The organism is Marinobacter sp. EVN1 (genome assembly GCF_000475375.1).
Classification (GTDB): Bacteria; Pseudomonadota; Gammaproteobacteria; order Pseudomonadales; family Oleiphilaceae; genus Marinobacter; species Marinobacter nauticus.
The window spans coordinates 76,391-98,826 of record NZ_AXCB01000023.1 but is presented as its reverse complement, the minus strand read 5'-3'; the positions used below and the strand labels follow the sequence as shown (position 1 = coordinate 98,826).

General features: G+C 56.5%; 20 protein-coding genes. 16 read left to right on the top strand and 4 right to left on the bottom strand.

Annotation, left to right across the window (positions count from 1 at the left end):
- The first annotated feature begins 58 nt into the window (after nucleotides 1–58).
- From Q674_RS32070 to Q674_RS32020, 11 genes are all read left to right on the top strand, one after another.
- The gene (locus Q674_RS32070; protein ID WP_031210187.1) at nucleotides 59–871 is read left to right on the top strand and encodes an ATP-binding cassette domain-containing protein; all 813 of its coding nucleotides are present in this window, start codon (nucleotides 59–61) and stop codon (nucleotides 869–871) included.
- The gene (gene mlaE / locus Q674_RS32065) at nucleotides 868–1,650 is read left to right on the top strand and encodes a lipid asymmetry maintenance ABC transporter permease subunit MlaE (protein WP_023009065.1); all 783 of its coding nucleotides are present in this window, start codon (nucleotides 868–870) and stop codon (nucleotides 1,648–1,650) included. The genes Q674_RS32070 and mlaE overlap by 4 nt, the downstream gene beginning before the upstream one ends.
- 20 nt (nucleotides 1,651–1,670) lie before the next feature.
- Nucleotides 1,671–2,120, top strand: a complete 450-nt coding sequence (gene mlaD / locus Q674_RS32060; RefSeq protein WP_022992004.1) for an outer membrane lipid asymmetry maintenance protein MlaD — start codon at nucleotides 1,671–1,673, stop codon at nucleotides 2,118–2,120.
- Nucleotides 2,121–2,146: 26 nt separating this feature from the next.
- Nucleotides 2,147–2,800: a phospholipid-binding protein MlaC gene (locus tag Q674_RS32055; protein ID WP_022992003.1), complete on the top strand. Its 654-nt coding sequence runs from the start codon at nucleotides 2,147–2,149 to the stop codon at nucleotides 2,798–2,800.
- On the top strand, nucleotides 2,797–3,114 hold the full coding sequence (locus Q674_RS32050) for a lipid asymmetry maintenance protein MlaB (RefSeq protein WP_023009064.1): 318 nt from the start codon (nucleotides 2,797–2,799) through the stop codon (nucleotides 3,112–3,114). Before Q674_RS32055 ends, Q674_RS32050 begins: the two co-directional genes overlap by 4 nt.
- A gap of 60 nt (nucleotides 3,115–3,174) precedes the next feature.
- Nucleotides 3,175–3,423, top strand: coding sequence for a BolA family protein (locus Q674_RS32045; RefSeq protein ID WP_014422100.1), 249 nt, complete (start codon nucleotides 3,175–3,177; stop codon nucleotides 3,421–3,423).
- Between the two features lie 19 nt (nucleotides 3,424–3,442).
- Nucleotides 3,443–4,705: a UDP-N-acetylglucosamine 1-carboxyvinyltransferase gene (gene murA / locus Q674_RS32040; RefSeq protein WP_022992001.1), complete on the top strand. Its 1,263-nt coding sequence runs from the start codon at nucleotides 3,443–3,445 to the stop codon at nucleotides 4,703–4,705.
- 29 nt (nucleotides 4,706–4,734) lie between these two features.
- On the top strand, nucleotides 4,735–5,379 hold the full coding sequence (gene hisG / locus Q674_RS32035; protein ID WP_011786147.1) for an ATP phosphoribosyltransferase: 645 nt from the start codon (nucleotides 4,735–4,737) through the stop codon (nucleotides 5,377–5,379).
- Nucleotides 5,380–5,405: 26 nt separating this feature from the next.
- Nucleotides 5,406–6,710, top strand: a complete 1,305-nt coding sequence (hisD, locus tag Q674_RS32030) for a histidinol dehydrogenase (RefSeq protein WP_023009063.1) — start codon at nucleotides 5,406–5,408, stop codon at nucleotides 6,708–6,710.
- Nucleotides 6,703–7,764 carry a histidinol-phosphate transaminase gene (gene hisC, locus Q674_RS32025; protein WP_023009062.1) on the top strand — a complete coding sequence of 354 codons (1,062 nt, stop codon included), beginning with the start codon at nucleotides 6,703–6,705 and terminating at the stop codon, nucleotides 7,762–7,764. Before hisD ends, hisC begins: the two co-directional genes overlap by 8 nt.
- A gap of 238 nt (nucleotides 7,765–8,002) precedes the next feature.
- Nucleotides 8,003–8,746, top strand: a complete 744-nt coding sequence (locus Q674_RS32020; protein WP_023009061.1) for a Nif3-like dinuclear metal center hexameric protein — start codon at nucleotides 8,003–8,005, stop codon at nucleotides 8,744–8,746.
- Between the two features lie 43 nt (nucleotides 8,747–8,789).
- On the opposite strand, the gene Q674_RS32015 is transcribed toward Q674_RS32020, so the two are convergent.
- Complete coding sequence (locus Q674_RS32015) at nucleotides 8,790–9,227, bottom strand: YhcB family protein (protein ID WP_011786143.1); 438 nt, start codon at nucleotides 9,225–9,227, stop codon at nucleotides 8,790–8,792.
- A 236-nt stretch (nucleotides 9,228–9,463) separates the two neighbouring features.
- Here Q674_RS32015 and zapE point away from each other — a divergent pair, with 236 nt between their 5' ends.
- The 5 genes from zapE (at nucleotide 9,464) to Q674_RS31990 (ending at nucleotide 18,189) form a co-directional block, all read left to right on the top strand.
- Entirely contained in the window at nucleotides 9,464–10,561 is a 1,098-nt protein-coding gene (gene zapE, locus Q674_RS32010) for a cell division protein ZapE (protein ID WP_031210185.1), read from the top strand.
- 35 nt (nucleotides 10,562–10,596) lie between these two features.
- Nucleotides 10,597–11,781 carry a thiolase family protein gene (locus Q674_RS32005; protein ID WP_023009060.1) on the top strand — a complete coding sequence of 395 codons (1,185 nt, stop codon included), beginning with the start codon at nucleotides 10,597–10,599 and terminating at the stop codon, nucleotides 11,779–11,781.
- Between the two features lie 218 nt (nucleotides 11,782–11,999).
- On the top strand, nucleotides 12,000–13,847 hold the full coding sequence (locus Q674_RS32000) for a DUF1302 domain-containing protein (RefSeq protein ID WP_023009059.1): 1,848 nt from the start codon (nucleotides 12,000–12,002) through the stop codon (nucleotides 13,845–13,847).
- A gap of 33 nt (nucleotides 13,848–13,880) precedes the next feature.
- The gene (locus Q674_RS31995) at nucleotides 13,881–15,242 is read left to right on the top strand and encodes a DUF1329 domain-containing protein (RefSeq protein WP_023009058.1); all 1,362 of its coding nucleotides are present in this window, start codon (nucleotides 13,881–13,883) and stop codon (nucleotides 15,240–15,242) included.
- 271 nt (nucleotides 15,243–15,513) lie between these two features.
- A complete protein-coding gene (locus Q674_RS31990) occupies nucleotides 15,514–18,189 on the top strand; it encodes a LuxR C-terminal-related transcriptional regulator (protein WP_023009057.1) in 2,676 nt (891 codons plus the stop codon).
- 26 nt (nucleotides 18,190–18,215) lie between these two features.
- On the opposite strand, the gene Q674_RS31985 is transcribed toward Q674_RS31990, so the two are convergent.
- The 3 genes from Q674_RS31985 to Q674_RS31975 form a co-directional block, all read right to left on the bottom strand.
- Nucleotides 18,216–19,115, bottom strand: coding sequence for an acyltransferase (locus Q674_RS31985; protein WP_023009056.1), 900 nt, complete (start codon nucleotides 19,113–19,115; stop codon nucleotides 18,216–18,218).
- A gap of 31 nt (nucleotides 19,116–19,146) precedes the next feature.
- Nucleotides 19,147–20,079 carry a glucosaminidase domain-containing protein gene (locus tag Q674_RS31980; RefSeq protein ID WP_023009055.1) on the bottom strand — a complete coding sequence of 311 codons (933 nt, stop codon included), beginning with the start codon at nucleotides 20,077–20,079 and terminating at the stop codon, nucleotides 19,147–19,149.
- A 69-nt stretch (nucleotides 20,080–20,148) separates the two neighbouring features.
- On the bottom strand, nucleotides 20,149–22,380 hold the full coding sequence (locus tag Q674_RS31975; RefSeq protein ID WP_023009054.1) for a hypothetical protein: 2,232 nt from the start codon (nucleotides 22,378–22,380) through the stop codon (nucleotides 20,149–20,151).
- Between the last annotated feature and the right edge of the window lie 56 nt (nucleotides 22,381–22,436).

Sequence of the window (22,436 nt, the reverse complement as noted above, 5' to 3'; positions counted from 1 at the left end):
TTAATTGAGGTCTGGGAGAGCTTGTCATAATGTAGGCGCTCCTTGAAAGGGATGGATTATGGAGTCATCTGCGTACATAACACTTAGGGATGTGGTGTTTTCCCGTTCCGGGCGCCGGATTTTTGATGGAATCAGTCTGGATATTCCCAAAGGGAAGGTGACTGCCATCATGGGGCCCAGTGGTACCGGTAAAACCACGCTCCTCAGGCTCATCGGAGGTCAGCTTCGCCCGGATTCCGGCCAGGTGAGTGTGGCAGGCCATGACGTGCCCCGGCTAAAGCGCAAGGCGCTTTACCAACTGCGCGAAAAAATGGGCATGCTGTTCCAGAGTGGCGCGCTGTTTACCGATCTCAGTGTTTACGAGAACGTTGCCTTCCCGCTGCGGGTGCACACGTCGCTACCGGAAGACATGATCCGGGATATCGTGCTGATGAAGCTGGAAGCGGTGGGCTTGCGGGGTGCCAGAAAGCTGATGCCCTCAGAGTTGTCCGGTGGCATGACCCGGCGCGTCGCTCTGGCCCGCAGTATCGCACTGGACCCGGAGTTGATCATGTATGACGAGCCCTTTGCCGGGCAGGATCCGATTGCCATGGGCGTGCTGGTCAAGCTGATCCGGGATCTCAACAGTTCCATGGGGTTGACCAGTGTTCTGGTGTCTCACGACGTGCCTGAATCCCTGAGTATTTGCCATTACGCCTGCATTATTGCCGACGGCAAGGTGATCGGTGAGGGCACTCCCGAGGAGCTGCGGGCGCATCCGTCTGAGCGGGTTCAGCAGTTTCTTGAAGGGCAGCCTGATGGCCCGGTGCCGTTCCATTACCCGAGTGGCGATGCGGCGGCTGATTTTGGTGTGGGAGGGCGGTCTTCATGATGGATCGTATTGCCGGCCTGGGTCGTATCGGGCTCGCGATCATTGCCTCCTTTGGTCGTTCCGGGCAGTTTCTCTTTGGTGTGCTGGCCGGCGTCCCCCGTCCGGCCACAGGTTTTCCCCTGCTGGTCAAACAGCTCTACGCAGTCGGCGTGTTGTCGCTGGCGATTGTGGTGGTCTCCGGATTGTTCATCGGGATGGTATTGGGGCTTCAGGGTTATACCATTCTCAGTGATTACGGCTCGGAGTCGGCGATTGGCCAGATGATTGCGCTCACGCTGGTACGCGAGTTGGGGCCGGTGGTGACGGCCCTGCTGTTCGCCGGTCGCGCGGGCTCCGCCCTGACGGCAGAAATCGGCTTGATGAAGGCGACGGAACAGCTTTCCAGCATGGAAATGATGGGGGTGGATCCATTGCGCCGGGTCATTGCTCCAAGACTTTGGGCCGGTTTTCTCGCCATGCCGGTACTTGCCATGATCTTCTCGGTCGTGGGGATCTGGGGCGGCATGCTGGTTGGCGTGGAATGGCTGGGTGTGTTCGAGGGCTCCTTCTGGGGCAACATGCAGTCCTCCGTCGATTTTGTGGACGATGTGCTTAACGGCTTTATCAAGAGTGTGGTGTTCGGATTCGTGTGTGCCTGGATTGCGGTCTACCAGGGTTATGATTGCGTGCCCACCTCCGCAGGTATCAGTTCGGCGACCACCAAAACCGTGGTGTACTCATCGCTGGCGGTGCTCGGTCTCGATTTCGTACTCACCGCCGTCATGTTCGGTGATTTTTAACAGGATTCAGGGAGCCTTTCATGGCACAGAGAAGCATAGAAATCATTGTTGGGCTGTTCATGATTGCCGGCCTGGCCGCGCTCATGTTTCTGGCACTGCAGGTTAGCGGTCTGTCGCCGAAATCCGCGGAGCAGACCTACACGCTGTACGCGAATTTCAACGATACCGGAGGCCTGACGCCCCGTGGCAAGGTTTCCATGGCCGGTGTCACTGTCGGTACTATTGAGTCCATCACCCTGGACAGGGACACCTTCCAGGCGAGGGTAACCATGTCCATCCATGCCGAGGTTGATAACATCCCGGCCGACAGTGCAGCAGTAATACGTACATCCGGACTGCTGGGTGAGCAGTACATTGATATATCGATTGGCGGGGACCTGGAATCGCTGAACGCGGGGGATACCTTCTATTCCACCCAGTCTGCCATGAATCTGGAACGGCTGATCAGTAACTTTGCCTCCGGCCGCTGAGCCAGAGCAATGCACAGGAGAAAGTAATGAGTGCCCTTAAACACCGTATAACGTTGATGATTGCCATGCTCGCCCTGGTGGTGGGTCAGGCCTGGGCAGGGCCGGAGGAGGATCTGAAACGTTACGTGGACGAGAACACCCAGAAGCTGGTGCAGAAGCTCAACGCCGAGAAAGGGTTGTACGAAAAGGATCCGGAGGCGTTCTATGCCAGCATGGATGAAACCCTTGAGGAGTTTGTCGATTTTCGTCGGATTGCTGCCCGTGTAATGGGCCGATATGCCCGCCAGACCACGCCGGAGCAGAGGGATGCTTTTGTCGAGAAATTCAAGCGCAGCCTGTTTGACAGTTATGCTCAGGCCCTGGTTTCCGCGGAAGATTTCGAGATCATCGTCAAGGAAGCCACCATCCTTCCTCAGAATGAGGATCGCGCTTCGGTAGAAATGGAATTGATCAGCGCTTCCGGTAACCGTTATCCGGTCACTTACTCGATGTACCGGACAGGTGACGACCGCTGGATGATGGAGAACGTCATCGTAGAGGGCGTTAACATCGGCCTTGCCTTCCGGGATCGCTTTGCTCAGGAAATGGAAGAGAATCGCGGCCAGGTTCAGGCGGTCATTGACGGCTGGGGTGACGCGGTTGAGGCCCTGAATCTGGACGAGCAGGTGGATCGTTCATGAGTGATCGGTTGCCGGGCATCGTCCGGAACGGCAAAACTCTTTGCGTAACCGGCGATGTCGATGCCGACACGGTCCTGGCGCTGCGCAAGCAGGGCGAACAGGAAATACAGCAGGCCGATGGGACGCTTGAGGTTGATCTGTCCGGGCTTGGCACCGCGCACAGTGTGGTGCTTTCGATGCTTTTGTGTTGGCAGCGTCTGGCGCTAAGCCGACATTGCCATCTCTCCTTCACAGGCGCCAGTGAGCGACTTCGTTCTCTGGCCGCACTCAGTAATCTTCAGGATCAGATTCCCGGATTTGCCGAGCACAGCTGACCGGCGCCCGGGAATTGGTTACAATTCCGCCCCTGATTTCAACTTAGTCGAGGAATCCTTATGGACGCCGCCCAGGTTACCGAACTTGTCAAAGAAGCCCTGCCCGGTTGCGAGGTTCAGGTACAGGTTGATGGCAACCACTATCTTGTTGTGGTGGTGGGTGACGTATTTGAGGGACTGCCCACCATCAAACGGCAGCAAATGATCAACAAGGTGCTGTTCCAGCATGTCATGGACGGCACCATTCACGCCCTTCACCCGAAAGCCTTTACCCCGAGCGAGTGGGCCGATCAGCAGGCCGGGGCCTGAACCGAACAGGATAATTACCGTGGACAAACTATTGATCAGGGGCCGCAAGCCCCTGGATGGCGAAATTCGCATTTCCGGTGCCAAGAACGCGGCCCTGCCCATTCTGGCGGCGACATTGCTGGCGGATGAGCCGGTCACCGTCGGCAACCTGCCGCACCTGAACGATATTACCACCATGATCGAGCTGCTCGGTCGCATGGGGGTGGAGCTGCTCATTGACGAAAAGATGAGTGTTGAAGTGCACGCCAACACCATCAAGCACTTCCATGCACCGTACGAGCTGGTAAAGACCATGCGCGCCTCCATACTGGTGCTTGGCCCGCTGGTGGCACATTTTGGCGAAGCCGAAGTCTCCCTGCCGGGTGGCTGTGCCATCGGTACCCGACCGGTTAACCTGCACATCCACGGTCTGGAAATGATGGGTGCCGACATAAAGGTGGAGAATGGTTACATCAAGGCCAAGACCAATGGCCGGCTGAAGGGTGCCCACATCTTCCTGGATACGGTCACCGTAACGGGTACCGAAAACCTGATGATGGCAGCTGCGCTCGCCGAGGGTAAAACCATCCTCGAAAACGCGGCCCGTGAGCCGGAAGTGGTGGATCTGGCCGAGTGCCTGATCGCCATGGGTGCCGATATCAAAGGCCACGGTACCGCGACCATTGAAATCAATGGTGTGGAGCGCCTGCACGGATGCCACTACAACGTGTTGCCTGACCGGATTGAGACCGGAACCTATCTGGTGGCGGCGGCTGCGACCGGTGGCCGGGTGAAAGTAAAAGATACCCGGGAAGATATCCTGGAAGCGGTGCTGCTCAAGCTGGAAGAGGCGGGGGCGCACATCACGACCGGCCCGGACTGGATTGAACTGGATATGAAAGGCAAGCGGCCCAAGGCAGTCAGCCTGCGGACCGCGCCGTATCCGGCGTTCCCCACGGATATGCAGGCTCAGTTTGCGGCCATGAATGCGGTGGCCGAGGGTTCAGGAACCATCGTCGAAACCGTATTTGAAAACCGCTTCATGCACTTGCAGGAACTGATCCGGATGGGCGCAGACATTACCCTTGAGGGTAACGCTGCCATCATCAAGGGTGTCGAACACCTGACCGGTGCTCCGGTCATGGCGACCGACCTGCGGGCCTCGGCTAGCCTTGTGATCGCCGGCCTGGTGGCAGACGGCGATACCATTGTCGACCGCATTTACCACATTGACCGTGGTTACGAGTGCATTGAAGAGAAATTGCAGCTGTTGGGCGCCAGCATCCGCCGTCTGCCAGCCTGAATTTGACCAACGGGAACCCGGAAGGATACATGACAGATTCCATCACCATCGCCTTGTCGAAGGGTCGCATTCTGGAAGAAACCCTGCCGCTGCTGGCGGAAGCCGGCATTGAGCTTGTCGACGATGTGAAAAAGTCCCGCAAGCTGGTGTTTCCCACCACCGACCCGAACGTGCGGATTCTGATCATCCGGGCGACCGATGTGCCGACCTATGTGCAATACGGTGGCGCCGATCTGGGCGTTACCGGCAAGGACGTTCTGATGGAGCACGGGGGCGACGGCCTCTACGAACCGCTGGACCTGAACATCTCCCGCTGCCGGCTGATGACCGCCGGAAAAAAAGGCGAGCAGCCACCGGCCGGCAGGATTCGTGTCGCCACCAAGTTCGTCAACCTGGCCCGGCGCTATTACGCCGCCCAGGGCCGGCAGGCCGACATCATCAAACTCTACGGGGCCATGGAGCTGGCACCGATCCTGAATCTGGCCGATGAGATTGTCGATATCGTGGACACCGGTAACACCCTCAAGGCCAACGGGCTGGAGCCAAGAGAACTGATTGACCACATCAGTAGCCGACTGGTGGTTAACCGGGCCTCCATGAAGATGAAACACGGCCAGATAAACCCCATAATCGAGAAGATGTCCGCGGCCGTTGAACGACGCCGCGATTCGTAGTGTTACTCCAAGACAGGATCTGAAAAATGACCGACAGAATCACCAGACTGAACACCACCCAGAGCGACTTTGACAGTGCGCTGGCCCAGCTGCTGGCCTGGGACGACAGTGTGGATCATCAGGTGAATGAGTCGGTTCGGCATATCCTGCACGAGGTGAAGACCCGGGGCGATGCGGCAGTGCTGGAGTTTACGGCCAAGTTTGATCGCCTGGACGTTGGCTCCATGGCTGAGCTGGAAATGGATAAAGGCCGTTTGCAGGCAGCTTTGGACCGAATTCCCCAGGATCAGCGCGAGGGTCTGGAAAAAGCGGCGGAACGCATCCGTGACTACCACGAACGCCAGAATCAGCAATCCTGGCAATACCAGGACGAAGACGGAACCGTGCTGGGCCAGAAGGTAACGCCGCTGGATCGCGCCGGTCTGTACGTGCCGGGTGGCAAGGCGGCCTATCCTTCGTCGGTACTGATGAATGCGATTCCGGCCAAAGTCGCTGGTGTGTCTGAAGTTATCATGGTGGTGCCGACCCCGGATGGTGTGGTGAATGACATGGTGCTGGCAGCGGCCGCCATTGCCGGGGTGGACCGCGTGTTTACTATCGGTGGCGCCCAGGCCGTGGCTGCGCTGGCGTATGGCACGGACACCGTACCCTCTGTCGACAAGATCGTCGGCCCCGGTAACATCTTTGTGGCCACCGCCAAGCGCGAAGTATTCGGAGTTGTCGGTATCGACATGATTGCCGGCCCTTCGGAGATACTGGTGATCTGTGACGGCAAGACCGACCCGGACTGGATCGCCATGGATCTGTTTTCTCAGGCTGAGCACGACGAGCAGGCCCAGAGCATTCTGGTCAGCCCGGACGCAGACTTCCTGGATGCGGTGCAAGCCAGTATCAACAAGCTGCTGCCGACCATGGAGCGAGAAGAGATTATCCGTACCTCCATGCTGGGACGGGGTGCACTGATTCAGGTGGCAGATCTGAAAGAAGCCGCCGAAGTGAGTAATCGGATTGCGCCGGAGCACCTGGAGCTCTCAGTGGAAGACCCGCAGGCCATGCTCGACGACATCCGCCACGCCGGCGCGATTTTCATGGGCAGGCACACGGCCGAAGCCCTGGGTGACTATTGCGCGGGTCCGAATCACGTCTTGCCGACCAGCGGCACCGCACGATTCAGTTCACCTCTGGGCGTGTACGATTTCCAGAAGCGCTCTTCCCTTATCGGCTTTACCGCTCAGGGTGCCGACCGTATGGGGCGGGTAGCGTCGGTTCTGGCCCGTGGCGAAGGTCTGACAGCACACGCACGTTCAGCGGAGTACCGGATCAATGAGTAAGTACTGGAGTGACCTGGTCAGTGAACTCAAGCCGTACGTGCCGGGTGAACAGCCAAAAATGGCCAATCTGGTTAAGCTGAACACCAACGAAAACCCGTTCGGCCCATCGCCAAAAGTGATCGAAGCCATTCAGAGAGAACTGAATGACAGCCTGCGTCTGTATCCGGACCCGGAAGGCCAGGCCCTGAAAGATGCCATTGCCGAATATCACGTGGATTTTGGAATCAACCCCAAACAGGTGTTTGTTGGCAACGGTTCCGATGAAGTGCTGGCGCATATCTTTCAGGGGCTGCTGAAACACGACAAGCCGATCCTGTTTCCGGATATCAGCTATAGCTTCTACCCGGTGTATTGTGGCTTGTTCCAGATCGAAAGCGCGGTTATTCCATTGACCGACAGCTTCGAGATCGATCCGAACGACTACAGGCGTGACAACGGCGGCATTATCTTCCCGAACCCGAATGCGCCGACGGGACGCTACCTCGGACTTGGGCATGTAGAGGATATCCTGCAGGCCAACCCGGATAGCGTGGTGGTGGTTGATGAAGCCTATGTGGATTTCGGTGGCGAGACGGCGATTCGCTTGGTAAATCAATACCCAAACCTTCTGGTATGCCAGACCTTATCCAAGGCCCGTTCATTGGCTGGCCTGAGAGTTGGCTTTGCGGTTGGTAATGAAGATCTGATCGAGGCTCTCAATCGAGTCAAAGACAGCTTCAATTCCTATCCGCTGGACCGTCTGGCTCTGGCTGGTGCCGTGGCTGCGTTTGAGGACAAGCAGTGGTTCGAGGATTCCTGCAGTGGCGTGATCCGCGAGCGCGAGCGGGTGACGAGGGAGTTGGAAACTCTGGGTTTTGAGGTGTTGCCATCCAAGGCAAACTTTGTTTTTGCCCGCCATCCCGGCCATGAAGGGGCTGAGATTGCGGCGAAGCTTCGGGAGCAGGGCATTATTGTCCGGCACTTCAACAAGCCACGAATAAGTGATTTTCTGCGAATCACGATTGGTACCAGTGACCAGAACAATGCACTGATAAAAGGCCTGGATGCGCTGTAGTCGAATGTCGAAGTAGAACGAGGAATCGGCGCGCTGAGTTACGCTGGCGTTTCAGCTTCGAGGTGCCGCAAGGGTCAGCAGGGGTTTCCGGAAACCGCTACAAGCACATCCATGTGCGCTTCTCTCCGGCCATCCATGGCCTCCGACATTTCCGGAAACCCCTGCTGACCCTTGCTTTCAAACGTTGTGCACGCCAGCTGCCATGCGTCCAGAAACCGAAATGTGTTCGAGGTGTTTAATGGCGAGCAGAAACGAGATTATAGCCAAGATAAATCAATGGCTTCAGCCGGATACCTTCCAGGATTACTGCCCGAATGGCCTTCAGGTTGAAGGCGGCGAGCAGGTTATGACCCTTGTGACCGGTGTGACGGCCAGCCAGGCACTGATTGACGCAGCAGTCGCACAAAACGCAGACATGATCCTTGTCCACCACGGCTACTTCTGGAAAGGTGAAGATCAGGCCATCCGTGGCATGAAGAAAAACCGGATCAAGCAGTTGCTGGATAACGACATCAACCTCGTCGCTTATCATTTGCCACTGGACGACCATCCGGACTATGGCAACAACAGGCAATTGGCCGAAGTGCTCGGAATCCAGAATCCGAGGCCGCTGGGTGGCCTGGTCTGGCAGGGAGAGTTGCCGGAGCCCTTGTCAGTAGAAAAGTTTGAGTTAGAGATGGCTCGGGCTCTGCATAGGCAGCCGTTGCACGTTGGTGCAGGGGCAGACAAAATCAAAACCGTCGCCTGGTGTACGGGCGCCGCTCAGGGCTTTATCAACGTTGCCTTGGAGGCGGGCGTAGACGCCTACATCAGTGGTGAAATCTCGGAGCCGACAACTCATACCGCCCGGGAATGCGGCATTCATTACTTTGCGGCGGGCCATCACGCGACAGAGCGTTATGGAGTGCAGGCGTTAGGGGCGGCGATTGCTGAGGCGTTTGGTGTTACACACCGTTTCATCGATTGTGATAATCCGGTATGAAAATCGTTGTCAGGCTGCGCGTGGCGCAGCCTCTGATTCCGAATCAAGCCGGGCGCTTCTCGCCCTTGTCCAGGCCGTAGTCCTCGGCAAGCGTGCCTTTGGCCTCAGGGTCGGCCTTGGGTGCATAATCCCTGGGGGGTTCTGAAGGCTCGCCATCACTGCCATGCTCCAGTCTGCCCTTGGATTTCTGATCCAGCTCTTCCATCCAGTCTTCGTCATTGCACAGACGGTTGGCGCCGCGGGCCATATGCTGGTTCACATCCCGGTAGGCGTCGTTGAACCGGCGCAACAGGTGCGCGGATTCCATAAAGTGCTCGTTCACCTGGGCCTGATAGCGCGTAAACTCGCTGCGCAGCTCTTCAATCTGCTGCTCCGCCCGGCGCTGCCGCAACGTTGCTCCCTGGCCGGAACGGCCAACCAGAATCCCGATGACAATGCCAACTACCAACGCGGCAACTGCCGCCAGAATCAGGTTTGTCATATGAAAATCGTCCTTATATTGCCTGGAAGTGAGCCAATCCCCGTAAACGGAGTATAACGCCCCAAACCGATTGAGCCCATGCTGAAACACTGAGCCAATCGTCGTATTGCCCCGAGAGCCGCCCGGCGTGGCGAAAAAACGCGAAATAGGCGACAATACCGCGCCGATTTTTCACTCGACTCAACTATTCAGGAAGCCTGATGACTGCAGCTACGTCCTCCGATACCGTTGCGAACCTGACCCCTTGGGAGCGTTACCAAAAGGATCTTGAACGCCCGGATTTTCACAAGGACCCCGCCCAGGTAGATGCAGTCCAACGCCTGCAGGCACTGTACGATAAATTGGTGGCTGCTGAAAACGAGCGCAACAAAGGGTTGGCCAAACTGCGCCGCAAACTCAAGAAGGGCCGGGAAGAGCCGGTTAAAGGCCTCTATTTCTGGGGCGGTGTTGGCCGGGGTAAAACCTATCTGATGGACACCTTTTTTGAGTCGCTGCCATTCGAGCGCAAGATGCGGGTGCACTTCCACCGTTTTATGCAGCGCGTTCACAACGAATTGAAGGCTTTGAAAGGGGAGAAAAACCCCCTTGAGATGGTGGCTAAAAAGTTTGCGGACGAGACCCGTGTCATCTGTTTCGACGAGTTCTTTGTTTCCGATATTGGCGATGCCATGATCCTTGCCACGCTGATGGATGGGCTTTTTGGTCGTGGTGTTACTTTGGTGTGTACGTCCAATATCGTCCCCGATGGCCTTTATAAAGATGGCCTCCAGCGCGCGCGGTTCCTGCCTGCCATTGAGCTGGTAAAGAAGTACACCGATGTGGTGAATGTGGATGGCGGCGTGGACTATCGCCTGCGTACCCTGGAGCAGGCAGAGCTTTATCACTGTCCGCTGGATGATGAGGCGGATATCAGCTTGCGGAACAGTTTCGACGCCCTGGCCGTCGAAGCGGCGAAGCACAGTAAAACCATGGAAATCAACGGTCGCAAGATTCCGGCCCAGGCCCACGCAGACGATGTGGTCTGGTTTGACTTCAAAGACGTGTGTGACGGCCCCCGAAGCCAGAATGATTACATCGAAATGGCGCGCCAGTTCCACGCCATTATCGTCAGCAATGTACCGGTGCTTGGCGGCGACAAGGACGACCAGGCGCGCCGTTTTATCAACATGATCGATGAGTTCTACGACCGCAACGTCAAGGTCATTATCTCCGCTGCAGCGCCCATCACCGAGCTCTATTCGGGCGGGCGCCTGAGCTTTGAATTCGAGCGCACGGAATCCCGGTTGCTGGAGATGCAATCCCAAGAGTATCTCGAAGCGCCCCACAAACCATAACCAGAATCATAAAGAACCAACAGAGAGGTCACAGCATGAGTCAGGACAACGTTGTCATCGTGAGCGGTGTTCGCACCCCCATGGGTGGTTTTATGGGTAGTCTTGCCCCGGTTTCCGCGCCGGAACTGGGCGCAATTGCCATCGCTGAGGCGGTGAAGCGCGCCGGCCTGCAGTCTGCCGATATTCAGGAAGTCATTATGGGTAACGTGCTGCCGGCTGGCCTGAAACAGGGGCCCGCTCGCCAGGCCATGCGCAAGGCGGGACTGCCAGACAGTACTGGCGCCACCACCATTAACAAACTTTGTGGCTCCGGCATGAAAGCCACCATGTTTGCCCATGACCTGATCAAAGCCGGCTCAAACGACATTATGGTAGCCGGTGGTATGGAGAGTATGTCCAACGCGCCTCACATTTTGCTGGGCGCCCGCCAGGGCTACCGCATGGGGCCTGGGCAGGCGCCCCAGGACCATATGTTCCTGGATGGCCTCGAAGACGCCGAGACTGGCCGTTTGATGGGATCTTTCGCCCAGGAAATGGCGGACAAGAAAGGCTATACCCGGGAAGAAATGGACGACTACGCGATTTCTTCCCTGAATCGTGCCAAGAAAGCGATTGAAGAAGGCCTGCTCAAAGAAGAGATCATCCCCGTTACCGTCAAGACCCGTAAGGGCGAGGTGGTGGTAGAGGATGATGAGCAGCCCCACAACGCCAACATTGAGAAGATTCCGACACTGCGCCCGGCGTTTGCCAAAGACGGTACCGTGACTGCGGCAAACGCGTCTTCCATTTCTGACGGCTCCTCAGCACTGGTGCTGATGCGTGAATCCGAAGCCGAAAAACGTGGCCTCAAGCCCCTGGCGCGGATCGTTGCCCATAGCACTCAGTCCCAGCATCCCAGCGAGTTCACCTGTGCGCCAGTGGGCGCGATCCAGACGCTTTTCCAGAAAACCGGCTGGACCAAGGACGATGTTGACCTTTACGAGATCAACGAAGCCTTCGCCATGGTGGCCATGATGCCTATCAAAGAACTGGGCCTGGATCCGGACAAGGTGAATATTCACGGTGGCGCCTGTGCCCAGGGGCATCCGGTTGGGTCTACCGGTTCCCGTCTTCTGGTTACCCTGATGCATGCCCTCAAGCGCTATGGCAAAAAGAAGGGTGTTGCCGCGCTCTGCATCGGTGGTGGTGAAGCCACCGCAATGGCGATCGAAATGCTGTAAGACGACAGGTGGTTGCACTCCTGAATCTTGTCTATAGTGAGGGAGTGCGAGCCCCGGCTGAACAGAGAGTGACAGCAAAATCATACTTTTGACTGATCAAAGCCCCCGAAAGGCTTAGCTATAGTGCAATCATCACGGCACTGTGTGTACAGCCGTCAGGACACCTAACACCAGAACAATCGAGCAGCGACTCAGAACAACAACGGAGTAGCCTTCCAATGACAAGAAAAACTCAACCGTGGCAGCGTTGGACCAAGTTACCACTTGCCGTAGCCATAGCCGCCGGTGTGTCCGGCCAGGCAGCAGCATACTCGTTCTACATGGGTGATGTTGAGGCTCAGTTCAATACCACGTTATCTGCCGGTGCTTCCTGGCGAGTAGAAGAAGCTGACAAGCGTCTTCTGGCTCCGCACGATGGTCGGGGTACTGCTTCCACCAACAACTATGACGACGGTAACCGCAACTTCGATAAAGGCGATACCATCTCGAAGATCGTCAAGGGCAACAGTGAGCTGTTCCTGGATTACGCAGTCGACAGTCAGTATCTGACCCGAGTAGGCGGTTTTGTTCGTGGCCGTTACTGGTATGACTTTGAACTCAAAGATGAGAATCGCCGTTACGTAGAGCTCAATGAGAAAGCAAAGGATAACGCGTCAGGCGGCGAAATTCTCGATGCCTATGTGTTTTCTGACTGGTATTTCGGCAACATCCCCGTGAGCCTGCGCTATGGTAAGCAGGTAGTGAGCTGGGGTGAGAGTACTTTTATCCAGGGTGGTATCAATACCATCAACCCGGTAGACGTTCAGGCGTTCCGTGCTCCAGGCTCCGAATTGAAGGATGCGTTGCTGCCGGTTGAGATGTTCTACATGTCTGCCGGTGTCACTGAAAACGTCTCCGTTGAAGCCTTCGTTCAGGCCAAATGGGAGCCGGTGCGCCCGGACGATTGCGGAACCTTCTTCTCTACCATTGATTTTGTCGCTGATGGCTGTGGCCCTATCTGGCCAGCGGGTGATGTGAGTGAGGCTCAGAGTCAACTCATTGACGCCACAGATGGTCTTGGTCTAGGTGGTTATGCCATTAATCGCGTTGCCGATGTGGATGCAGATTCCAAGGATCAGTTCGGTGTGGCTGTTCGCTGGTATGTGCCGGCGCTGAATGATTCCGAGCTGGGCTTCTATTACATTAAGTACAACAGCCGTCTGCCGTACGTCAGCGGTGTGCTGAACGATGGTCCTGGGCCCCAGGCGGGTGGGTTCCCTGAGTACTTTATGGAGTACCCGGAGAACATTGACCTCTACGGTATCAGTATCAACACAACCACGCCCGGCGGCTGGTCACTGGGTGCCGAGTACAGCTTCCGTGAGGATGTGCCCCTTCAGTGGAACGCTTTTGAGCTGATCTATGCTGGTCTGCAACTGCCAACCAACCCTAATGATCCAAATTCGACGCCTGTTAGCCTCTTGCAACAACAGCGGCAAAAAGAACTTGGAGCGGACTTCGATATCAACGGTCTGAGGGCTTCTGGCTATGACCGTTACAATGTCTCCCAATTCCAGTTCACGCTGATCAAGTTCTTCGATCAGGTTATGGGTGCCAGCCGTCTGTCCCTGATCAATGAAGTGGGTATGACCTGGGTACACGATCTGCCGGGCTACGACGAGGCACGTTATGGGCGCTCCGGTACTTTTGGCGTAGGTCCGGTGCCCACGCCTGCGGGTGATATCTGTCCCCAGCTGAATCTGAACCCGGACTACTGTGAGAACGACGGCTATACCACAGACTTCTCCTGGGGTTATCGCACGCGTCTGGTTTGGGACTACCCGAACGTGTTTGCAGGCATTAACCTGTCGCCGCAGCTGGCCTGGAGTCACGACGTAGAAGGTTATTCCCCGCAGCCGGGTGGTGCCTTCAACGAAGGAAGCAAGGCGCTTGGTCTGTCCGTTCAGGCGGTTTATCAGAACAAGATCACAGGCAACATCGGCTACACAAACTTTTTCGGTGGCAAACCGTATAACGAGTTGACCGACCGTGATTTCGTGAGTGCGAGCGTTTCCTACTCATTCTGAACCGGACCGAATTCGTTCAACGAGGTAATTTAGATGAAATTAAACAAGAAACTACTGGCCACAGGTGTACTGGCTGCAAGTCTCTTTACCGGTCAGGCCTGGGGCGCGGTTTCTGCAGAAGAAGCGGCCAAACTGGGAGACACTCTGACCCCGATGGGTGCAGAGAAGTCCGGTAACGGTGGCGCCATCCCGGCGTGGACCGGCGGGTTAACGACTCCGCCAGCCGGTTACAAAGGCGACGGTATTTATGTGAATCCGTTCCCTGATGAGCAGCCTGAGTTTGTTATCGATCAGAGCAATGTTGATCAGTACGCCGACAAGCTGTCTCCAGGCCAGGTGGCGATGATTCGTCAATACGCTGATTACAAGATTCCGGTGTATCCGACCCATCGTACGGCGGCGTACCCGAAAGAGGTGATGGACGAGACCGTTGAAAACGCCACCAAGGTGGAGTTGATTCAGAACGGTAACGGCCTGGGTAATTATGAGAGCGCGACGCCGTTCCCGATTCCCCAGAACGGCCTGGAAGCTATCTGGAACCATATCACCCGGTATCGCGGTGGTTCGGTGCAACGGAACGTTGGCCAGGTTACTCCGACGGCCGGTGGCGACTACTCAGTGGTCAAGTTCCAGGACGAGCTGACATGGCGGACTTACCTCAGCGATTATCAGCAGGGTGAAGACGACAACGTTCTGTTCTACTTCAAACAGGCCATTACCGCCCCGGCCCGTCTGGCGGGTAACGTACTGCTGGTTCACGAAACCATTGACCAGGTGGCAGAGCCGCGTCGGGCGTGGATCTACAACGCCGGTCAGCGTCGGGTTCGTCGTGCACCGCAGGTTGCCTACGATGGCCCGGGTACTGCAGCCGACGGCATGCGTACCTCTGATAACTTCGATATGTACAACGGGGCGCCAGACCGCTACAACTGGGAGCTGCTGGGCAAGAAGGAAATGTACATCCCGTACAACTCCTATAAGCTGGTGGATCGCAGCCTGAGCTATGACGAGATCATCAAAGCCGGCCACATCAATCAGGAGCTGACCCGTTACGAGCTGCACCGGGTATGGCACGTGCGTGCAACTCTGAAAGACGGTGAGCGCCACGTTTACGCCCAGCGTGACTTCTACATTGATGAAGACTCCTGGCAGGCGGCGGTTATCGATCATTACGATGGCCGTGGCGAGCTCTGGCGTGTAGCAGAAGCACATGGAATGCAGTTCTATGACCAGAACGTACCCTGGTACGCCATCGAAGTACTGTACGATCTGCTTTCCGGTCGTTACCTGGCTCTTGGCCTGACCAACGAGGAAAACCAGCCGTACACCTTTGGTGTTGATCGTCAGTCCCGGGATTATACGCCGGCGGCTCTGCGTCGCGCTGGTACCCGTTAATAGCGGCTCTTCAAAGCTGTTAGAAAAAGCGAGCCGCCACGGCTCGCTTTTTTTTTGCCGTTTGATCTTGTCTCCCGCGTTAAAAATTCGCCTCTAACCTCTTTTTTCCCCGTCAATTTTTTGCAGCAGGCACCTGCTTTAGTTTAACCTCTCCCTGAAGACTCATACTAAAGGCGTACCCCATGCAGGGCGCCATGCCGTTTTCGGCAAGAGCAAGACTCTTATTTTCCGGTTCAGGCTTTCGTCTGGCCGGTTTCAAACGGGGCAGTGCGTGAAATCCTTTAAAGAAGGCTGTGCAGCCAACGACGAGTTCCAGACCGCGAACAGTGGTCTACAGAGCGGTGAGCTGGTGCGGGATCTTATGGAGCACCGGCTGCGGGTTCCCTCTGTACCAGGCGATACCCTGGCAAGGCCGGATCTGGATCGAATAATCTGCCAGGCCTTGCAGCCGGGGCGGTTGCTTCAGTTAGAAGCACCGGGAGGCTATGGTAAAACCCACGCACTGGTCAGTGCGCTTGCCAGTGAACCGGATGTGAATGTTCGCTGGATCGCCCTGAATGCCGGCGACAATGCCCCCTCCCGTTTTCTGTCAATACTTGCGATAGCGTTAGGGCTGGCAGAGGTGCTGCCGCCCAATGGCGGTACCTTTGAAGATCATTTGACCATGCTTCTGGTCAATCGAGGTCGGCAGGCCCGCGAGGCCAGAGAAGTGCTGGTTCTGGACAATGTCCATTATCTTACCAATCCGGCGGTCAGCGGCTTATTGCATCAGCTGGTCACCCATCTGCCGTCGGGTCTTTCCGTTGCCATGGCTTCTCGGCTTCCGGTGCCCTTTGAGAGCCACACACTGGAATTGAATGGCAACTACACCAGGCTGGGACCCGATATTCTGGAGTTTTCACGGTCTGAAACCTTTGAGTTTTTTGCGAAAGCGCGCTCCGACAGCCTGATTACCAGCGTCGCGATTGATCATTTATTCGGGCTGACTGAAGGTTGGCCAACGCCACTGGCACTGTATCGGCGGGAGCTGAAACAGGGCGGGGAGCGTCGGGCCCTGCACGAAACCCCTTCGGTAGAGCGTTTCCTGAAAGACTGTATTGCGGCCCAGCTGGGGTCCGCTCAGTTGAAATCACTGCGGGCGATTGCCGAGATGGACAGCTGTTCGGATGAGTTGTTTTTCGCTATCGAGCCTTCCGTGTCAGAGTCGGGGATGCCACCGTCTGAGGCTGCTGATCGTGGTCTGCCCTTGAAGCCGGTCCCTGGCCGGGGCCGGTGGTATCGCCTGAACCCATTGCTACAGGCCTGGCTGCAAACCCCGGTGATGGGGGGCTACATCACCCGAATGCTTATGGCCAGCCGATGGTTCGAGCAGCGCCAGCAATTCCCGGAAGCATTAAAGTATGCGGTCCTGGCCGGTGATAGCGATGAGGTCGTGCGCATTGCCTCCGAGAGTACCGAGGCGCTGTTACTGGGCCAGGATACTGCCTCTTTGTTGAGCTTGAGAAAAAACCTGCCTGCAGAATTGCTGGAGCGAAGCGCCCGGCTGCGTATTGTTTACGGCTGGGTACATGCCATTGGTGGTCAGTTCCAGCAGGCAAAGCAGCTTCTTGAAGGCTTCAATGACCGGGACCGGAACGAGCATGAGGGCCGCATCTACGCTTTGAAGGCGTTTATATTGCGCGGTGAGGGCTTTGTGCAGCCCGCGTTGGCCATGGCTGACAAGGCGCTGGCGATGGGTAGTATGTCGACCCAGGCGCAGTTGGTGACTCAAATTGTTCGTTCGAGCGCGCTTTGTGCGGCCGGGTCTTTTCAGGAGGCTCGGGATGCCAATCGCGTTGCTTCCAAGCTGGCCCGCGAAGCTGGCGATTCGGGGTCCGAGGCCCTGGCGGTATACGCCCATGCCCGCATTGAACTGGGCAAAGGGGCACTGCGCCACGCGGAGCAACTGTTGCGAACCGGGCTGGATACGGCCATGCAGGAGCTTAGCCGGCCGGCACGAATCGGGGAAACCCGCCTGCAGCTGAATCTGGTTCTGGTGCTCTGGCATCAGGGGCGTCTGACGGAAGCCGATCGACTATTGGTCAACTGTGCCCGTCATGCCGAACAGACCCGTGATCTCGGGTTGCTGCTCGCCATGGCGTTGAGGGTACTGATGTGTCGCGCCCAGGGCCGGATGGATGATGCCTTCGTCTGGGTGGGCCGGGCAGAGCGCACCATGCATACCTGGCAGGTGGATGAGAGCCTGTACGTACCGGTTCTGGAAGCGTTGAAGGCCAGCTGTTGGCTGGCTCAAGGCCAACACGACAGTGCGACGCAGGCGATCGCCAAACTGGAACCTTACCGTAAAGGTGGATGTGTTCCAGAGCTTTTCCCGATGATGCCAGGCCTGCTGGATTGCTTGCAGGTGCGGGCTGATATGGCCAATGGCGACCTGGTGAGAGCCCGGGAACATCTGGATGCTGTCTCAGAGAAATACGAGGGCGGCATGCCCTGGGGGCTGCAGCTGCATGCGGGTTTGCTGGATGCTGTTCTGCTGGAAGCCGAGAAAGGCCTTCCTGCCGCCCGGAAGAGGCTGGAGAGCGTCGTTGCCCAGGCGAGCCGGGAGCATTTTATAAGCCCCTTTGCAGAGCTTATGAAAGAGCTTGGCCCGTTGATGGACAAATGTTATCGCCATCTTGATAACGGGGACTTCACCGCAGCGCTTGGGCGGCTGTTTGGTTGTGAGCCCGTGGCACCGGCGGCAGACCCCCTGGCCGAGCCTATCAGTGATCGAGAGCAGGGCGTTCTGGAATTGATCGCCCAGGGGCTATCGAACCAGGAAATCGCCGACAAATTGCACATTTCGCTGCATACCGTGAAAACCCACGCCAGAAGGATAAACGCCAAGCTGGATGTTAAATCACGGACACAGGCAATTGTCCGGGCCCGGGAGCTGGGGCTGCTGTAATACCGCAGCCCCGCAGGGATTATTCGTTAGCTGTTTTCGGCCAACAGTGTTTCAATTCGCTGGTCTTTCTCCGCCCAGATCTCACTTACCCATCGCTGGAAGTCGACCCTGACCTCCCGGTTGTTTTCGTAATCCATTCCAAGAAAACGCTCCGGCACTTCGCGGGTGCGAATATCGATCACGATCTTGCGCACCCGTCCGCACAGGTAGTCCCAGATGCCGGGTCGACCACCGGGATACACGATAGTGACATCCAGCATGGTATGAATCATCTCGCCCATGGCGCCAAATACAAAGGCCGTGCCGCCCGCTCTGGGTTTCAGCAGATGCTTGTAAGGTGAGTTCTGGCGCTGGTGTTTTTCCGGGGTGAAACGGGTGCCTTCCATAAAATTGAAAATGGTCACTGGTGTGTACCGGAATTTTTCACAGGCGGCCTTTGTCGCTTCAATGTCCTTGCCTTTCAGTTCCGGGCGTTTGGCGATCTGTTCCTTGGTATGTCTGTGCATAAACGGGAAATCCAGAGCCCACCAGGCAACTCCTAACAAAGGCACCCAGATCAGCTGCTTTTTCAGGAAGAACTTCAGCAGTGGGATTTTGCTGTTCAGTACATATTGAATAGCGGGAATGTCAGCCCAGCTCTGATGGTTGCAGGTGACAAAATACCAGTGCTCCTTGCTGAGTTCTTCCGCACCGCGGACATCCCATTCCACCCGGTGGAGCAGATTCATCAGGGTGTTGTTGAAGCCGATCCAGTACCAGGCAATGGCATTCAGCACGATAGTGCACGCCTTACGAAACGGCTGGACTGGAACAATGAGTTTGGCCAGTGCTACCAGCAACAGTAGCGGAAGGAACAACAGGGTGTTGGTCAGTATCAACAGCACCGCAAGGATGCCTTTTAGCGGCGCGGGCAAGAAATCAAGCATCGGAGAATCTCGAATCTGTCAGGTTCAGGGATTAGCCTTCAAACGGGCTTACTTGGCCACCGGATCCGCCGGGCAGGAGGGTCGTGTCCGGAATGGCGGATGCCAGCCGTTCAAACTGCGCAGGGGTCCGGTCACCCAGCAGGGTTCTGAATTCCTCGTCGTAGAACTCCAGATTGTTGTAACGGATCATGGCGCGAATCTCTTTTATGTACTCCTCACCACGCTCGGAATAGCCAAGCAGGCCTTCTGCAAGCTCCCACCCAGACAGGGGTTTCTGGGCATTGCGATCAGCGAGCCGAATATCACGAACTGTTTGATAGGTGGGATGACGGTTCAGATTCTGAATGTAGGAGCGCACGGAGTAATAAGGTGACGGGAATTTTGCCACTTCGTGATTGGCACCTTCGATTCGGCTCTGCGGCACCAGCCCGCAGCCCCGGGAGAAACACCATTGACCAAAGAGATTGTTACCTTCGGTCGCAAACCGGGAGGTCCCCCAGGCGGATTCATTCGCTGCCTGAGCCAGGATCAGAGACGGAGGAATGACATCGAGGCGTTTCCTCAGCAGGGCAAACTGCTGGTCACTTCCGGCCTCCGCCTCAATACGCAGTCGATCTCCCTGGCTCGTCAACCATGCGAGCTCATCTTTGGTCAGTGCCGCCTTTTCTTCAAGCGAAGCCAGATATTCACGCTCAAGCAGAATACGGGAATTGGCGAGAACAATTCTGGGATAGAGGTAAGAGAAGAACGCGACTTTCTTTTCAGTGGTGTCCTGATAGCTTGAGAAGTCGGGAAGACCCTCATTCGCCCAATTTGGAAGCGGGGGCAGAGAAGACAGGGTAACTTCGCCTTCCCCTTCTCCTGGCAGGGTGTTCTGACTTGCGGTCGGTGTGTAGATGGCACCCGCAACAGCAAACGCAAACAACGGCATCAGCAGCATCAGCGCCCGGTTAACTGCAGTCATAAACCCCTCGTTACTATCGATATGGCTTGAATTATAACAGGTTATACGGGGCTGTCCGCGGTTCAGGTTTTAAGGCGCAGAGGATTCCTCAACAAGGGTTGCGAGCAATAGCCCGGTTTTCATTTCCGGGCCGGTATCGTCGCTGATAACCAGGAAGACCTGATTGCCGGCCGCGGTATAGAAGCCGCGCATCTCGTATTCTCCGGCGCTGGTAATCGAAATGCCCCCTTCCAATGTTGTTGTGAAGCTGCCATTAAATTGCATCGGCAGTTCTTCAGGGGCCACCACCTCGTTGTCTTCGATAAGGTGGTTCACCATCATGGTTGTGCCCTCAAAGCTGGCAGAACTGTTCACCAGGGTCAGCTGCGCATTGTTCACGTGGTAGAGCCGGTTTTGCTCCTGGGTCACGCCAACGATGGCGCCCTGTAACCGGTAGGTGCCTTCTGTCAGTGCTCCGTCTGTGAGTGTTTTTCCTGCCACCAGGAGGCCACTGCCCAACGTGCCATCATTGAGGTTAAAGGCCATCAGATCCTGATTTGGGGTTGCCGCGCCCAGGCCCATGTCGGGGATGCCAAAGTTGGGGTCGTTGAAGTTGGTTCGTTCGTCGATCTCGTTGCGGAACAACCCCAGCCGCCCCATATAAATATCACCCGAGCTCAGGCGGGAACGCCGGTTAATCAGATTCCAGGTGTCGTTGCTGGTATCGGGTGTGGCTACGCCACCGGAGGCGTCGCGGGCCAGGGTGAACTGATCCACATTGGCGGTGCCGTTGAGAGTCTGATCGTTCGCTGAGCCGAATACCCATTGACCATGCCCGGTTTCGAATGTCGCAGGCGCCCCATCGGCGAAGCGGGTGGCGAGGTAGGTCACGTTATAGGCCTGTCCGGCCATATCGGAGACCTTGAATTCCTCCGCACGTTGAAGGTGTAGCTCGAATACGCTCAGGTAGTGGTTTTCGAGAATGTTCCGGCGTTTGAGCTTGCCGTTATCATCTTCCAGCGCGATCGCTTTGCCGCCGGTGAAATAGTTGGTCAGTACCCGGTCTGGCCCGCTCTGGTCATTCACCGGTTCGGAAGTAAAGGCATCCAGATAGTACGGGTTTCTGGTCCAGCCATTGATCAGGCTGCTGTTTCGTTTGGTGATGGTTTGGTACAGGGCTCTTCCCGCCAGCAAGCGAGCCGGTGTTTCGGTGGTCAGTGTGGCAGCACCCGGGGCGCTGGAATGGCTGTTTCGTTCCCAGGTTTCGGTCCCGCGCTCGAAAAAGAGCTGCTCTGGAATGCCGGAATTATTCCGCTCGAAAAAACCGTGAATCTGCGTTTGGCGATCGTAAGGTATGTCCGTGGCCAGAGACGTGATGTTCAGGTTGAAGGCATCGAACGACGTGAGCGTCAGTGCGGGATACAAAAAGGCGCGGTTGTCCTCGGTCAGCCGCTCTACCTGAGCCATACGGACGCCCCACTGGCCGGCTCCTGCCGCATTGGATTCGCGAAACGTCTGGCCCAATTCCAGGCCGAGAAACACGGAGTTGTAATCCGCCGCACTGGCGGAAATACGGTCTGAGGATGCCTGGCCGAGCAGTGCGTAATCCGCCATATCTGCTACATAGCTGGCAAAATCAGCCCGGTTAGCCAGGGTAGAGGTCGCTTGGGTAACGTTAGCGTTCTCCGGAATCTCAATCTCAAAATCGTGTACCTGATCGGCCAGCGTTCCCCATACATACTTGTTCAGGCACGACGCGTTATCCACACAGGCCAATACGGTCTGAAAATCATTGGTGGAGTACCGGCGCCAGAGCACCTCGGTAACCAGATAATGGGAAAAGGGGTTCACCTTTACATCCCGGTCGGCGTCTGCTGCCAGAGCGGTCATCGTGGCGGTGCCATAACGGGCCTCAATGATCACATCCGGACCAACGGGAACGCCATTATCAAAGGTCAGAATAAAGTGGCCGTCCGTCCCTTTTTCAGTGGAGTAACGAACATCATCAAAGGTTTGTGCGCTGGTGTTGGTGCGGTAAACCCGAACCTGATCGGGAATCACAATACGAAGGTTACGCCGTGTTTGCTCGCCCTCAGGTGCCAGATTAACGGGTAATTCCATGGTAACCCGTACCTGATTTGGCTTCAGGCCCCGGGCGTTGCTGGAATCCCCGGTACTGCCGGAACTGAAATCATCCAGCGCGTTCTGAGTGTTGCCAAACCGGTTGGGAATGTCTTTGGCGCCGTCAATCGCACTATCTCCGCCCCCACAGGCGGAAAGCAACAGGGAAGTAGCCAGTATGGAAGGGATTGTCGGTCTCATGAAAGCGCAGTCCGGTTTGCAAATGTCCGGACAGACTAGCAGTAATCAGGAGGGCA

What these genes read in the sequence shown, in the direction of transcription:
- Q674_RS31980 (WP_023009055.1), bottom strand. Translation starts at nt 20,079, where the DNA reads ATGACTGCAGTTAACCGGGCGCTGATGCTGCTGATGCCGTTGTTTGCG.
- Q674_RS32070 (WP_031210187.1), top strand. Translation starts at nt 59, where the DNA reads ATGGAGTCATCTGCGTACATAACACTTAGGGATGTGGTGTTTTCCCGT.
- Q674_RS32055 (WP_022992003.1), top strand. Translation starts at nt 2,147, where the DNA reads ATGAGTGCCCTTAAACACCGTATAACGTTGATGATTGCCATGCTCGCC.
- Q674_RS32005 (WP_023009060.1), top strand. Translation starts at nt 10,597, where the DNA reads ATGAGTCAGGACAACGTTGTCATCGTGAGCGGTGTTCGCACCCCCATG.
- Q674_RS32020 (WP_023009061.1), top strand. Translation starts at nt 8,003, where the DNA reads ATGGCGAGCAGAAACGAGATTATAGCCAAGATAAATCAATGGCTTCAG.
- Q674_RS31975 (WP_023009054.1), bottom strand. Translation starts at nt 22,380, where the DNA reads ATGAGACCGACAATCCCTTCCATACTGGCTACTTCCCTGTTGCTTTCC.
- Q674_RS32045 (WP_014422100.1), top strand. Translation starts at nt 3,175, where the DNA reads ATGGACGCCGCCCAGGTTACCGAACTTGTCAAAGAAGCCCTGCCCGGT.
- Q674_RS31985 (WP_023009056.1), bottom strand. Translation starts at nt 19,115, where the DNA reads ATGCTTGATTTCTTGCCCGCGCCGCTAAAAGGCATCCTTGCGGTGCTG.
- mlaD (WP_022992004.1), top strand. Translation starts at nt 1,671, where the DNA reads ATGGCACAGAGAAGCATAGAAATCATTGTTGGGCTGTTCATGATTGCC.
- Q674_RS32000 (WP_023009059.1), top strand. Translation starts at nt 12,000, where the DNA reads ATGACAAGAAAAACTCAACCGTGGCAGCGTTGGACCAAGTTACCACTT.
- hisC (WP_023009062.1), top strand. Translation starts at nt 6,703, where the DNA reads ATGAGTAAGTACTGGAGTGACCTGGTCAGTGAACTCAAGCCGTACGTG.
- hisD (WP_023009063.1), top strand. Translation starts at nt 5,406, where the DNA reads ATGACCGACAGAATCACCAGACTGAACACCACCCAGAGCGACTTTGAC.
- Q674_RS31995 (WP_023009058.1), top strand. Translation starts at nt 13,881, where the DNA reads ATGAAATTAAACAAGAAACTACTGGCCACAGGTGTACTGGCTGCAAGT.
- Q674_RS32050 (WP_023009064.1), top strand. Translation starts at nt 2,797, where the DNA reads ATGAGTGATCGGTTGCCGGGCATCGTCCGGAACGGCAAAACTCTTTGC.
- Q674_RS32015 (WP_011786143.1), bottom strand. Translation starts at nt 9,227, where the DNA reads ATGACAAACCTGATTCTGGCGGCAGTTGCCGCGTTGGTAGTTGGCATT.
- hisG (WP_011786147.1), top strand. Translation starts at nt 4,735, where the DNA reads ATGACAGATTCCATCACCATCGCCTTGTCGAAGGGTCGCATTCTGGAA.
- mlaE (WP_023009065.1), top strand. Translation starts at nt 868, where the DNA reads ATGATGGATCGTATTGCCGGCCTGGGTCGTATCGGGCTCGCGATCATT.